Genomic DNA, 13,576 nt, shown 5'->3' with positions numbered 1-13,576 from the left:
GAACACCATCAGTTTGAGGGACGACCGCCTTCCAACCAACAGGCCGCTCGCGAGCGCGCTTCCAAATTGCGCCGTAGCGAGCGGGCGGCCGGCCCGTTACCCCATCTACGCTCATTACGTACCAGCGGACGCGCCGAACCATTTGGTCAGCGCCTCGGTTAGGCCGGCCTGCGTTCGCTCGCCAACCCACGCCACGTAGCCATCGGGCCGCACCAGCACCGCGATCGGGGCCGAAACCGTGCCGTGCGCGGGAAGCTCCCATGCGCCGCGATACTCGGCATCGACCAGCTGAACCCGGTCGGTCCATCCCGCGATGGCGATGCCGCCGGGCTCGCCGAAATTCAGCAGAACCGGCCGCGCCCGCTGCAGCAGCGCGAAGACCTGCACCGGGCCGTTGGCGGTGACCAGATCGAGATCGGGCATGCGGCGTCCGAGCAGCGGATGGCCGTCGCCAAGATCGTAGTGAAGATCGAGGCCGGACATCATCGCGGCAAAGCATTTGCGCGGCACGTCCATGCGCAGAAGGTCGGAGACGATCTCGTTCAACGCCTTGGTGCGCGGATCGGTGCGGTTGAGCGCGACATGCGCCATGGTGTTGCGCAGCACGCGGGCCGCCACCGGATGCCGTTCGGCTTCGTAGGTGTCGAGCAGGCTGTCCGACGCGATCTGCTTGACCACCTGGGCCAGCTTCCAGCCCAGGTTCACCGCGTCCTGCACGCCGATATTGAGGCCCTGGCCGCCCATCGGTGGATGCACATGGGCGGCATCGCCGGCCAGCAGCACGCGCTGTTTGCGGTAGGTCACGGCCTGCCGGGTCATGTCTGTGAAGCGCGAGATCCAGCCCGGACTGTGGATGCCGAAATCGGTGCCGTACGCGGCGACCAGCGCCTCGCTGACGTCGCGCAGGGTCGGCTCCCGGTCGGTGCCGAGTTGCCGCTCGGCCAGCACCAGCCGCACCCGCCCGCCAGCGTCCGCCTTGCCGATCGCCGAGGTGCCGGTGTCGTGCTGGCGAAAGCCCCATTCCGGCTCGCCCGACATCTCGGCCTCGGCGATCAGCCAGCTCGTGGTCGGATCCCATCCGGCGAATTCGATGGCTGCCGCTTTGCGGACGAGGCTCCGGCCGCCGTCGCAGCCGACGAGATACTGTGCCCGGAGCAATTGGCCATCCGACAGTTCGACGTCGACGCCGGCGTCGTCCTGCGTGAAGCCGGTCACGTCGCGCGCGCGGATAATCGGCACCGCCAGTTCGCCGACCCATTCGCCGAGCAGGCGCTCGATATGGTTCTGCCGGAGCCCCAGCGTGAAATTGCGCCGGGTCGGAAAGTCGGTGATCTCAAGCGGAACCAGATGCGAGTGGAACAGCACCGCCGGATGGCGCGTTCCCAGCGCGACGAAGCGGTCGCCGATGCCGCGCTGATCGAGCACCTCGATGGTGCGCGCGTGCAGGCCGCCGGCCCGCGCGCCGATCAGGTCCTCCCCCGCGCGCCGCTCGACAATCGCAACATCTATTCCCGCCAGCGTCAACTCGCCCGCCAGCATCAGCCCGGTCGGACCTCCGCCGGCAATCACGACAGCATGTTCCCGCATCCCGCACTCCTCCGTTCGATTGGGCGCGCGTTCTACGGGATGACCCCGGGCTTGCGGCAAGCCCGGGGGGTCTACATATATCTGAGTGGGGAGAGGGCGTTCGCTGCCCGAACCAATTCAGCCCATTGCCAGAAGAGTCCGTAGTCCGGATGGAGCGGAGCGCAATCCGGTTTTTTCGCGCGCGGATCGAGCGCCCCGGATTTCGCTGCGCTTCATCCGGGCTACGCGCGCTGGCGATGCAAACTCGCTGTCGTCCCGGCGAAAGCCGGACCCATACCACAGGATCGTGTGGTTGGATTCGCTGTCGCCTCAGCTCGCTCTAACGACAATCAGCGGTGGTTATGGGTCCCGGGTCGCGCTGCGCTTGCCCGGGACGACGTGGGATGTGGTGAACCTCAGAACTCGCCGTGGATGCGGCCGGAGAAGATGTGCACCGGGCCGCGGTCGGCGTTGTAGGCGGGGTTGGTGATGAACTGATAGTCCGCGGTCAGCGTCAGGTTCTTGTTCACCTGATAGGCGTAGTAGGTCTCGAAGATCCGCTCCGGGCTGTAGTTCAGCGCGCCGTCGCCGATCAGCAGGCCGAGGCCGCCGGCGGCAAGATAGTCGCGATGCGCTGATGATAGCCCGTTGATCGCGCCGCCGATGCCGATCGTGTCGTTCGCCCGTCCCCACCTGCTGCCTTTGATCGACAGGCCGCCCGACACGCTGCGATCGACATCGGTGAACGACAGGATTTCGTTCTGACCGTCGTTCCAGCTGAGGCGGCCGAACAGGCCGACATCCTTTACGATCTGCTGCTCGCCGTTCAGATAGAAGCCGTATTTCAGATTGTCCTTGCGGATGCCGGCCATCACGTCGTTGATGTCGAGCCCCGGATTGGCGTCCTCGATCGCGAGCGCCCGGGCGTAATTGCCGGTGTTGCCGCGGTTGCCGAACACGCCGACGCGCAGCTTGCCGGGCTGGTCGAAGATCGAATAGCGGCCCTCGAATTCCACCACGGCGCCGCCGGTGTTGAACACCAGAACGTCGCTGTTCGGCGCGTTCGGCACCTGGAACACGCCGGCGCGCACCGCCCAATCCTTGCGGTTGAGCTCGACCACGGCGCCGCGGGTGTAGCCGGGCAAGTCGGCCGGGAAGTCGTAGGCGGCGGACGCCCACATCGCCCAGTTCATGAAATCGGCGCGCGGGTCCTTGGCGTAGGAATTGCCGTCAAAGAAATCGCCGACCGCAAAGCGCCCGACCACGAGCGTGAGGCGATCGATGTCACGCTTGCCGGCGATCTGGTTCGGGCCGTCGGCGACGTCTTCCTGCTCGCCGCCGAAGCCGAAGGTCTGCTTGAAGTAGTAGCGCTGCGGCCGGATTTTCGGGAACGGCGCGCCGGCCTTCTGGGCTTCGCCGTTCGAGAAGCCGGCAAGCCCGAGCGTGCCGTTGAGGCCAAAGCCCTGCGCGGTTTCCGGGTTGAAGTAGAACTCGCCGCCTTCCCAGAGCCGCACGCCGAGAAACGCCGTCGTGGTCCAGGTCTGCTGCAACTGCCCCGCGCCGGGAAGGCTGTTGGTGCCGGCATAGGGCGAGCGGAAGGACGGATAGGTCTGCGGCAGCAACGTCGTCTGGCCGTGCACGCTCCAGTCGCTCGATTCGGGCAGTGCGGTGCGCGTCGGCGTCGCCGACCATGGCGAGTCGCCGAGCTGATAGTTGAGGCCGAATTTCAGCAAATGGATGCGCGGGTCGATGCTGACGCCGGGCATGCCGAAATCATTGAGGCCGAGCGTGCGGCGCGACAGGTCGACATAGTCGTATTCGACCTTGGCGGTCCAATTGCCGCTCACCGCGAATTCGGCGCCGGCGCCGACGGTCCAGCCGGTCTGGTACTGGCCGGGCTCCGAGATCACCTCGCCCGCGGCGTCGTTGACCCGAACCTGGCTGTGGCCCCAGGCGAAGCCGCCGGTCACGTAAGGCATCCAGGTGCCGAAAGAGTAGCCGGCGCGGCCGCGCAGCGTGCCGACATAGTCGATCGACGAATTGAAGGGGCCGAGCACCCGCCGCGGCAGGTCGGTCGGGCCGGTGAAGGTCGCATCCGCCTCGATGCCGAGCACGAAGCGGTTGGCGAACTCCTTGTTGTATCCGACCTGGAAGCCGCCGATCCCGCCGGTGATGGTGGGCGGAAAGAACACGCCCTGTTCCAGGATCGGATTGGTGCTGGGGCCCAGAGTGCCGTCGCCATAACCGACATGGGCGCCGACATAGAATCCGGTCCAGCTGTAGACCGACCTGGCGGCGGGGGATTTGAGGGCCAGATCGGCCGCGGTCGCCGGTGCGCCGAAGGTTGCCGCACCGAGCGCTGCGCCGGCGGCGATCTGGACCCGGAAGAGGCGGACGCAGGTCATGACGCGGCTTTCCGCGAACGAGTGGCGGTTTCGCCCGGCATCACTGCAGATTTGGTGGCCGCTTGCCACCCGAGATTTGAAATCATCGCCCGCCGTCCCCGGTCCGATCTGTGTCGTCCCATCCAAAGCCAGATCAGCACCTAGCATCCCCTGTTACTTATTGCAAATAATTCGCAATAGCAACTGAGGCGCACCCAATACCGTTCCGATTTGCACGCCACCGTGACAGTCACGTAACAGCGCGAGGCGGCAGGGCCACATCGGCGGCGATCAGCCGCGTGTCGGTGGCAAACCGGTCGCGACCCGACCGTTCAATCGATGCCGCCATTGTCCTCGTCCTATGTGTTGATGAGTGCCGGCTGCGATGCCCTGCCGAGCACGACCCGCGCGCCGCCCCGTTCGATACATCGCGCCAGCGACAGCGCCGTCCGCAGCCCGGCGTTTGAGATTGTGCGTTTCCGGTGGAGCGCGGCCGCGCCGCGCAGGATGGCGCTCGCCAGCCTGAGCAGCACGATCGCGCCCCATCGCCGGCCGCGACTGAGCGCGGTCACGCTCCCACCGTGGCGAGCTGGACGATCCGCAGCAGCACGAGGCCGGCGGCGACGACGAGATAGCCGCGCAGCACGATCATCCAGATCCGGCTCAGCGGGCTGAGCCGCGCCGGCGGCAGCCGGTCGAGCGGCGGCATCCGCCAGCTGTCGCGGTCGACCAGCGAGGGCTTGCGCTTGAAGCGGAAGGACGCGTTGCGGCGCGACGACGTCCCGTAGAACTTGACGGCTGCCGTGATCGCGAGCGCAAGCACGCTGCCGCCGACGAGGATGCCGATGATCCACGTCTCGCCGAGATGGGGGAACAGCACCGCGGCGGTCAGGATCACCGACAGCATCACCAGCCCCGCGACCACCGCGCCGGTGAACAGGTTGAGTTTGGTCGAATTGACCCAGGGCCCGAGGATGTGGCGATCGTTGCACAGCAGCAGCAGGAACACGGTCGCGCTCGGCAACAGCACGCCGGCCAGCGTCTGCACCGCGTTGGTCAATAGTCCGAGCGGCGTGCCCGGCGTCAGCACCAGCACCGCCGCGAGCACGATCAGGCCGCAATAGACGCTGTAGAAGCCCTTCGCGTCGCACGGCTTGCGGTGCAGCGAGTGCTTGACCGCGAACACGTCGCCGATCGCATAAGCGGTCGCGAGGGAGACTGCCGCAGCACCGATGATGCAGGCATCGAGCAGCGCAAGGGCGAACAGCACCGCCGGCAGCCGGCCGGCATATGTCTCGAGGCCGACCGCGGTCCCCAGCGCGTCCGTGTAATTGCCGAATTCGGGCTTTCCTGCGAAGACTGCCGCGCAGAACGAGATCATCGCGACGGCGCCGACCACCACCAGCACGATGCCGATGCACAGATCCATCCGTTCATAGCGGATGAAACGCGGCGTGATCCGCTTGTCGATGATGTAGCTCTGCTGGAAGAACAATTGCCACGGCGCCACCGTGGTACCGACGATGGCGACGATCAGCAGCATCACCTCACTGAGCTTGGCGTCCTGCGGCATCTTCGGCACGAAGAAGTCGGAGGCGATCTGCCCGACCGGCGGATGCACCATCAGGATCACGGGTACCAGCAGCAGGCTGCCTGCGACCAGCGCGATGCCGAAGCGTTCGAAGCGGCGGAAGTCGCCAGTCGAGACCGCCAGCATCACGATAACAGCCGAGGCCAACACGCCCCAGAACTGCGAGACGCCGAGAAAATGAAGTGCAAACGTGATGCCGATGAACTCGGTGACAATGGTCAGCGCGTTCAATACCAGGAGGTCGATGACGCTGAAGGCACCCCAGAACTTGCCGAAGCGCTCGAAGATCAGCCGCGCATGGCCGACCCCGGTGACGGCGCCGAGCCGCACCACCATCTCCTGGTTGACGTAGAGCACCGGGATCAGCAGCAGAAGCGTCCACAGCAGCGTGGTGCCGTAATTCTGTCCGGCCTGGGTATAGGTGCCGAACGCGCCGGCGTCGTTGTCGCCGACCATCACGATCAGGCCGGGGCCGACGATCGCCAGCAATGTCTTCAGCCGGGCCAGCAAGGTCGCGCGCGGCGCGGTGTCGTCGCGAGCGATGCTGCCGAGCGCGCCGTGGATGTCGCCGGCATGCGCGCTGTCGAGAATGGCGGTTTGTGTGGTCTTGCTTTCGGTCATTTCGCGTCTCCTCGCCGCCTTTCGGCACGGCGGGAGGGACGCAGGCGTCGTCAGGCGCGCACGTCTCCGCTGCCGTGAGCAGCGGCATTTCCAGATGTGATGCAGATCGAGAATCCCGTTGCCGCGCCTGAATGCCGCGCAACGGGGCAACTAGGTCCTTCGTCCATGTCGGCCTCCTAAACCAAGACAACTACTTCCGACCGAGCAGCGGGCGCCGCTTCACCTCGCCCCGCGTGCGGGGAGAGGTCGGATCGCATCATCAGATGCGATCCGGGTGAGGGGAGTTTTCGCGAACTCAGCTATTACCGTGTGCGCGGAGGCGGCCCCTCACCCCAACCCTCTCCCCGCAAGAACGGGGAGAGGGAGCGGCCAGCACTGTCGTTATCAAGCCCGCCCTCACGGTCGGCCTAAGCGCACAGCCGTGGCTTCGCTGCGGCGCGTCGCTGCTGATCGAGATCACCGCCGCTGTCGTCGACGATCCAACGGCATTCCAGGCGGCCGTCGATCAGGACCCAATGACAGGCCGGGGTTGGACGCCGGTGGCGGCCCGCCAGGCGGCGAAAGCCCGGCAGGTTGTCATTGCAATGAATGGCGGCCGGCGGCGGCATGCGCCGCGGCTCGACAACGCGCCGCGGGCTTGCTTGCCGGAATTTTGCGAGCTTTTCGAACATCGCTCACTTCCACTTCCGCTGGTCGCGGCAGGCCGGTGAGGAGCAGTGGTCAGCTTGGGCGCGACCACCCGTCCACGCAGGCGAGATCTGCGCGATCAGTCTTGCTGTGTTGCGGCGTCACCAGTCCCGGCATCGCCGGACTACTGTCGCCTGAGTTGCTACTGCCCATGTGCCTTCTGTGCTGGCTCGTGGATCGACTTGTCTCCGGGGCCAGAACCCCGGGGCGGAACGAACGTTCCCGCCATCGGGCACTACGCCCGCGACAATGGCCTGTCAAGTCGATTCGGCTATCCTCCGGGGAGGATCATAGCTATCCTCCCCGGAGGATAGGAGAGCCAGATGTCCGACGACCATCCGCACGCGGCGATCGCCAGGCGCCTGAAGCGCGCCAACGGCCATCTCGACACCATCGTCGAGATGATCGAGCAGGGCCGGCCTTGTGCGCAGATCGCCCAGCAATTGCAGGCGGTGGAGAGCGCGATCGAGAGCGCCAAGAAGGCGCTGATCCACGATCACATCGGTCACAGCCTGGAGGAGACGCTGAAGGCATCGGGGCCGAAAGGGCGAGCCGTGCTGCGCGATTTCAGGCTGGTCGCGAAGTATCTGTGATCGTGCGTTCAAGAATTGACCCGCCCGGGGGGATCGCCGGACGGGTCGGTTGCGACACGGGGTGGATGAGGACCCGTGCCGAACGCAGGATCCGCAACCCTGGGAATTGCGTCGATCAGTAGGAGCAGCTGCGCACGCGGCCGATGTAATTGCCGTAGGCGTCGAACTGGCGCACCCAGCCGCAGCGCCGATAGCCACCGCCGTAGTAATAGCCGTCGCTGGCCGCGATTGCGCTGCCGACAACGGCGGCGCCGACGAGACCTGCGCCAACGCCCCAGCCCCAGCCATAGGGCTTCGCTTCAGCCTGCGACGTCGTGGACGCGATGGTGCCGGTCACGGCGAGCGCGGTCAGGGCGAGGGCGGCGAACTTGGTCTTGATCGACATGGAATACTCCATCCTGTGTGGGCGGCGCCGGTGTGGTCCGCATGCCCGTTGGACGGAGGCTGTCCGGTTCCGGTTCGAAGATCGGGGCGGAAATATGGTTTCGCGAATTGTTTCGTCGCGCTTGTCAGGACGAAGCAATCGCGGTCATTTGCCGCGAAATACGCCGGGATCGAACCTGTCGACATCGGCGAGCAGCTCGCAGAACGCGCGCGCGCCGTGCTCGATCAGCTTCTCGCCCTTCTCGGCCGAGGCCTTCGTCGCATCGCCGATCGCGCCGCTCGGATTGAGGTCCTGCGCCTGCCAGGCGAACGGCGCCGGCCGCTGCGTCGACAGAAAGCGATGATCCTTCTCGATCCGCACGCTGGCCGGCTTGAAGTCCGCGATCGCGTCCTTGCGCACGGCGTGCGGATATTTCGCCAGCATGATCGAGGTCTCGACCGCGCCGCCATGGATGCCGTGGCGTAATTCGCCGGCGTCGAACAGCCCGTCGGGCGCGCCGAAGCGCGACCAGCTCGTGGTCACCACCAGCATCTGATGGTGCGCGCGCAGATCCTGCGCCACCAGCTGCATCGCGGCGGAATTGCCGCCATGGCTGGTCACGATCACGAGCTTCCTGACGCCTGCGCGCGCCACGCTCTCGCCGAGTGCCATCCAGCTCTTCAGCGCCACGTTGGTCGGCAAGGTCAAGGTACCCGGAAAATCGATGTGCTCGGTTGAGATGCCGACCGGCTGCAACGGCAGGAACGTGGCGGGAGTGGTCGCCGGCAGCAACTCTCGCACCCGCGAAAGATAGGCCTCGCCGATCATGACGTCGGTTCCGAGCGGCAGATGCGGCCCGTGCTGCTCGGTCGCGGCCAGCGGCAGCACCGCGATCCAGTGCGCGGCCGTATCCCTGGCGATATCGGGCCAGTGGATGGCGGTCCAGTCGCGGGGCGGAAGCGGAAGCTGAGAAGTCATCAAGCCGGTCGTTTCAATACAAGCGTTTCACGGGATGGATTTGCAGGCTAGTTTGTTTAACATCATAACGGGTTCGCGTCTCCGGGCGCGGTCCACGTCTTCCCGCCTTCCATCATGGGCCATAATGATCGACGGAGTCCAACCATGATCCCGGCCTTTTTGCTGCGAGCGTTAACCACAAGCCTTCTGACCGCCGCGCTTTGCGTTGCCGCGGCGCTTGCCCCGGCGCGGGCCCAGACCTTGGACAAGGTCTCGTTCGGCACCAATTGGGTCGCCGAGGGCGAGCATGGCGGGTTCTTCCAGGCGCTCGCCGACGGCACCTACAAGAAATACGGCCTCGACGTCACCATCGTGCCCGGCGGTCCCAACGAGAACAACCGCATGCTGCTGATCGCGGGCAAGCTCGACTTCTTCATGAGCGCGAACTCGCTGCAGACCTTCGACGCCGTCACCAACAACGTGCCGCTGGTCGCCGTCGCCGCCATGTTCCAGAAGGACCCCCAGGTCTTCCTGACCCATCCCGAGGTCAAGGCCACGAAGATCGAGGATCTGAAGCCGCTCACGCTTTTGATTTCGAAGGAGGGCATCACCAGCTACTTCCAGTGGCTGAAGTCCGAATATGGCTTCGACGAGAACAAGGTGAAGCCCTACACCTTCAACCCGCAGCCTTTCATCGTGAACAAGCAGACCGCGATGCAGGGCTACGTCACCTCGGAGCCCTTCGCGGTCGAGAAAGCCGCCGGCTTCAGGCCGAACGTGCTGCTGCTCGCCGATTACGGCTTCAACTCCTACTCGACGCTGATCGAGACCCGCCGCGACCTGGTCGACAAGAAGCCTGACCTCGTGCAGCGCTTCGTCGATGCCTCGATCGTCGGCTGGTACCACTACGTCTACGGTGACAACTCGGCCGGCAATGCGATGATCAAGAAGCTCAATCCCGACATGAACGACGAGCTGCTCTCCTATTGCGTCGCCAAGATGCGCGAGCACGGCATCGTCGATTCCGGCGATTCCATCAAGAACGGCATCGGCGCCATGACCGATGAGCGGATGGCGAGCTTCTTCGACAAGATGGTGCGGGCCGGCGTGGTCAAGAGCGCCATCGACTATCGCCAGGGCTACACGCTGCGCTTCGTCAACAAGGCGGTCGGCGCCGAGCTCCGGCCGAAGAACTGACGGGTGCGGACGGGCGATGGCGGAGCCTGCGTTGTCTGGATCTGATGCAGCGTCGGCTGTGCGCCTGCGCGGCGTCAGCAAGACCTATGACAGCGGCGTGAGGGCACTCGGGCCGCTCGACCTCGACGTGAGGCGCGGCGAGTTCGTCTCGCTACTCGGGCCCTCCGGTTGCGGCAAATCCACCGCGCTGCGGCTGATTGCAGGTCTCGCCACGCCAAGCGCCGGCACGGTCGAGGTCTCGCATCATGGCGCGGAGCAGCGCGGCAGCCACCGCATCGGCTTCGTATTTCAGGAGCCGACCCTGATGCCGTGGGCCACGGTGCGCGACAATGTCCGCCTGCCGCTGAAGCTTGCCCGGCTGCCTGCGACCGACGCCGATGCGCGCATCGATGCGGCGCTGGATCAGGTCGGGCTTGTGGAGTTCGCGAGAGCCTATCCGCGCGAATTGTCCGGCGGCATGAAGATGCGGGTGTCGCTGGCGCGCGCGCTGGTCACCGATCCGGATGTCCTCTTGATGGACGAGCCGTTCGCGGCGCTCGACGAGATCACGCGGTTTCGCCTCAACAACGACTTGCTGTCGCTGTGGCGCACCCTGCACAAGACCGTCATCTTCGTGACGCACTCGGTGTTCGAGTCGGTCTATCTTTCCGAGCGCGTGATCGTGATGACCGCCCGCCCGGGCCGGATCGGCGCCGAGTTTCGCATCACCTCGCCGGAACCGCGCGGCGAGGAGTTCCGCACCTCGGCCGAATACGCCGCGTTCTGCCGCGAGGTCTCCAGCGCGCTGGCGCCATCCTATGCAGGGCAGGCGGGCGCATGAAATCTCCGCAGGACCTCGTCCGTTTTCTGCTGCCGCTTGCGGTGTTCGCCGCTGGCCTCCTGCTCTGGGAAGCCATCGTCCGCGGCTATGGCATCCAACCTTACGTGCTGCCGAGCCCGCTGTTGGTGCTGAAGACGCTGGTTGCGGACTGGCCCATCCTGTCGCAATCGCTCGGCGTCACGCTGCTGACCACGCTCGAAGGCTTCGTTGCCGCGGCAGTCGGCGGCATCGTGCTGGCGCTATTGTTCAACCAGTCGAAATGGCTGGAGTATTCGCTGTTTCCCTATGCCGTGGTGCTGCAGGTCACGCCCGTCATCGCGATCGCGCCGCTGCTCCTGATCTATCTGCAGCAGCAGACCGCGGTGATCGTCTGCGCCTGGATCGTGGCGTTCTTTCCGGTGCTGTCGAACACGACGCTCGGCCTCAATTCGGTGGATCGCAACCTCGCCGGATTGTTTCAACTTTATGGCGCCTCACAGCTGCAGACGCTGCTGTTCCTGAAGCTGCCCGCGGCGCTGCCCTATATCCTCGGCGGTCTGCGCATCGCCGGCGGGCTGTCGCTGATCGGCGCCGTGGTCGCGGAGATCGCGGCGGGCAGCGCCGGCGCCGGCTCGGGCCTCGCCTTCCGGATCGCTGAATCAGGCTACCGGCTGAATATTCCCCGCATGTTCGCGGCACTTCTGCTGCTATCGCTGGCCGGGATTGTCATTTATGGGTTGCTGGCGCTAGTTTCGCATTTGTTGCTGCGGCGTTGGCATGAAAGCGCGTTAGGAAAGGACAGTTGATGGCCCCGATTTCTTCCGAAAAGATCGATCTGTTGATCTATGGACCGATCCGGCCAATCCTCGAAAACGGCTTTCCCGATCAATACGCGCTGCACCGTGCCGAGAGCCGCGGCGACCTCGAGCGGCTGACGCCCGATACGCTGGCCAAGATCCGCGGCATCGCCGTCACCTATCACACGATGGCGACCGACAAGACCGCGCTGGCGATGTTTCCGAAGCTCGAGATCGTCGGCAGCTTCGGCGTGGGCTACGACCACGTCGATTCTGCCTATGCGCGCGATCACAATATCGTGGTCACCAATACGCCCGACGTGCTGACCGAGGAGGTCGCCGATGTCGCGATGGGCCTGTTGATCGCGACGTTGCGCGAATTCGTCAAGGCCGACCGCTACGTGCGCTCCGGCCTGTGGCAGACCCAGAATTATCCGCTCAGCGTCGGCTCGCTGCGCGACCGCAAGATCGGCATCGTCGGCATGGGCCGGATCGGCCAGGCGATCGGGCGCCGTCTTGAAGCCTCGCGGGTGCCGGTGTCCTATCACTCGCGCAATCCGTCCAAGGACGTCTCCTACAAGCACTATCCTGATTTGATCGAGATGGCGAAGGCGGTCGACACCTTGATCGTCATTGTGCCGGGCGGCGCCTCGACCGCGAAGATGATCAATGCCGACGTCTTGAAGGCGCTCGGTCCCCGCGGCGTGCTGATCAATGTCGCGCGCGGCTCGGTGGTTGACGAGCCGGCGCTGGTCGCGGCGCTGAAGTCCGGCACCATCCTGGCCGCCGGTCTCGACGTGTTCGCGGCCGAACCGAACGTGCCCGACGAATTGAAGGCGATGCAGAACGTCGTGCTGCTGCCGCATATCGGCTCGGCCTCGGTGGTGACGCGCAACGCGATGGACCAGCTCGTGGTCGACAATATCAAGAACTGGTTCGCCGGCAAGCCGCCGCTGACGCCGGTTGCCGAAACGCCGGTCAAGGATCGCTGATGTCGTTGTCCCGCTTCAACGCCGTGCTGTGTCTGCTGCTGGCCGCTTGCGGTCCGGCAGCGGCGCAGGACGTCACGACGTTGAAGAAGGACATGATCGGGCAGTGGGAGCTCGCCACCACCGAGCGCAGCAAGACCTGCGTCGTGACGCTGAAGGGCGATACGGCGCCGCAAGGCTTCAAGCTCGAGCTCGAGCCCGCCTGCGCCGCCGCGCTGCCCTTCACCAAGGACATCACCGGCTGGAGCATCAAGGGCCTCGGCGACATCGTGCGGCTGCACAATGCCGCCGGCGAGACCGTGATCGATTTCACCGAGGTCGAGACCGGCATCTTCGAAGGGATGCGCACCAACGAGGGCGTCTACATCCTGCAAAACCTTGCCGCGGCGCGCTCGCTCGCCAAATCGATGGACCAGATGATCGGCGACTGGTCGATGGTGCGCGGCAACGGCCAGGCGATCTGCACGCTGGTGCTGACCAACACCGACGCCGGCAACGACAATTTCCAGGTGTTCCTGAAAGGCAAATGCGATCCCGCGGTCGCTTCCTTCAACCCGACCATGTGGCGGCTCGACCACGGCCAGATGATCCTGATGTCGGCCAAGGGGCAGACCTGGCAGTTCGAGGCCGACGACAACGCCCAGTGGCGCCGCGTCCCGGACAGCGCCGACCCGCTGATCATGCTGCGGGAGCAGTAGGTCGGGTGCTGGCCTCGTAGCCCGCATGAGCGCAAGCGATATGCGGGATTTCGCCGATGCATTCCCCGGGTATCGCTTCGCTCACCCGGGCTACGGGATTGCCACAAGCTCCGTGTCGTCCGTGCCTAGTGCGCAATTGCGCACGGGAGCAGGGACCCATAGCCACGATGCCGGTTGGTTTTGCGCGGCTGTGGCCATGGCTCGCTTCAGCAACTCAACCCAGTGGTTATGGGTCCCTGCTTTCGCACTAGCGTGTCTACACGGTTTTGGGGCGCGACAGATTGACTCGGTACAGCAAGAAGTGGCGTCTCTGCAGCATGTTGTATGATTCTC

Annotated in this window: 13 protein-coding genes; 6 read left to right on the top strand and 7 right to left on the bottom strand. The window is 65.3% G+C overall.

Features of this window, described 5'->3' with window-relative positions; translation table 11 throughout:
• Positions 1-114 precede the first annotated feature (114 nt).
• The 5 genes from ACZBJS_RS40545 to ACZBJS_RS40525 form a co-directional block, all read right to left on the bottom strand.
• Positions 115-1,587 carry an FAD-dependent monooxygenase gene (locus ACZBJS_RS40545; RefSeq protein ID WP_463440173.1) on the bottom strand — a complete coding sequence of 491 codons (1,473 nt, stop codon included), beginning with the start codon at positions 1,585-1,587 and terminating at the stop codon, positions 115-117.
• A gap of 395 nt (positions 1,588-1,982) precedes the next feature.
• Complete coding sequence (locus ACZBJS_RS40540) at positions 1,983-3,971, bottom strand: carbohydrate porin (RefSeq protein ID WP_463440172.1); 1,989 nt, start codon at positions 3,969-3,971, stop codon at positions 1,983-1,985.
• Positions 3,972-4,309: 338 nt separating this feature from the next.
• Complete coding sequence (locus ACZBJS_RS40535; RefSeq protein ID WP_463440171.1) at positions 4,310-4,522, bottom strand: hypothetical protein; 213 nt, start codon at positions 4,520-4,522, stop codon at positions 4,310-4,312.
• On the bottom strand, positions 4,519-6,162 hold the full coding sequence (locus ACZBJS_RS40530) for an NRAMP family divalent metal transporter (RefSeq protein WP_076832708.1): 1,644 nt from the start codon (positions 6,160-6,162) through the stop codon (positions 4,519-4,521). The genes ACZBJS_RS40535 and ACZBJS_RS40530 overlap by 4 nt, the downstream gene beginning before the upstream one ends.
• A 407-nt stretch (positions 6,163-6,569) precedes the next feature.
• Positions 6,570-6,833, bottom strand: a complete 264-nt coding sequence (locus tag ACZBJS_RS40525; RefSeq protein WP_076832705.1) for a hypothetical protein — start codon at positions 6,831-6,833, stop codon at positions 6,570-6,572.
• A gap of 339 nt (positions 6,834-7,172) precedes the next feature.
• On the opposite strand from ACZBJS_RS40525, the gene ACZBJS_RS40520 reads away from it, so the two are divergent.
• Positions 7,173-7,442, top strand: a complete 270-nt coding sequence (locus ACZBJS_RS40520) for a metal-sensing transcriptional repressor (RefSeq protein WP_016840607.1) — start codon at positions 7,173-7,175, stop codon at positions 7,440-7,442.
• Between the two features lie 115 nt (positions 7,443-7,557).
• Here ACZBJS_RS40520 and ACZBJS_RS40515 read toward each other — a convergent pair whose 3' ends face one another.
• Positions 7,558-7,827: a hypothetical protein gene (locus ACZBJS_RS40515; RefSeq protein WP_057020179.1), complete on the bottom strand. Its 270-nt coding sequence runs from the start codon at positions 7,825-7,827 to the stop codon at positions 7,558-7,560.
• Between the two features lie 144 nt (positions 7,828-7,971).
• The gene (locus tag ACZBJS_RS40510; RefSeq protein WP_463440170.1) at positions 7,972-8,784 is read right to left on the bottom strand and encodes a creatininase family protein; all 813 of its coding nucleotides are present in this window, start codon (positions 8,782-8,784) and stop codon (positions 7,972-7,974) included.
• A 144-nt stretch (positions 8,785-8,928) separates the two neighbouring features.
• On the opposite strand from ACZBJS_RS40510, the gene ACZBJS_RS40505 reads away from it, so the two are divergent.
• Genes ACZBJS_RS40505 through ACZBJS_RS40485 form a run of 5 tightly spaced genes read left to right on the top strand, consistent with a single transcriptional unit; the run spans position 8,929 to position 13,243 of the window.
• Entirely contained in the window at positions 8,929-9,960 is a 1,032-nt protein-coding gene (locus tag ACZBJS_RS40505) for an ABC transporter substrate-binding protein (protein ID WP_316398320.1), read from the top strand.
• A 16-nt stretch (positions 9,961-9,976) separates the two neighbouring features.
• Positions 9,977-10,780, top strand: a complete 804-nt coding sequence (locus ACZBJS_RS40500; RefSeq protein ID WP_463440169.1) for an ABC transporter ATP-binding protein — start codon at positions 9,977-9,979, stop codon at positions 10,778-10,780.
• A complete protein-coding gene (locus ACZBJS_RS40495) occupies positions 10,777-11,565 on the top strand; it encodes an ABC transporter permease (RefSeq protein WP_076832691.1) in 789 nt (262 codons plus the stop codon). Before ACZBJS_RS40500 ends, ACZBJS_RS40495 begins: the two co-directional genes overlap by 4 nt.
• Positions 11,565-12,548, top strand: coding sequence for a 2-hydroxyacid dehydrogenase (locus ACZBJS_RS40490; RefSeq protein WP_253605033.1), 984 nt, complete (start codon positions 11,565-11,567; stop codon positions 12,546-12,548). The genes ACZBJS_RS40495 and ACZBJS_RS40490 overlap by 1 nt, the downstream gene beginning before the upstream one ends.
• Positions 12,548-13,243: an AprI/Inh family metalloprotease inhibitor gene (locus ACZBJS_RS40485; protein WP_283065482.1), complete on the top strand. Its 696-nt coding sequence runs from the start codon at positions 12,548-12,550 to the stop codon at positions 13,241-13,243. The genes ACZBJS_RS40490 and ACZBJS_RS40485 overlap by 1 nt, the downstream gene beginning before the upstream one ends.
• Positions 13,244-13,576: the final 333 nt, after the last annotated feature.

The sequence above is a fragment of the Bradyrhizobium sp. KZN70725 genome (assembly GCF_055264925.1).
Note: the sequence above shows the minus strand (reverse complement) of the source record. Positions and strands in the feature narration are given on the sequence as shown.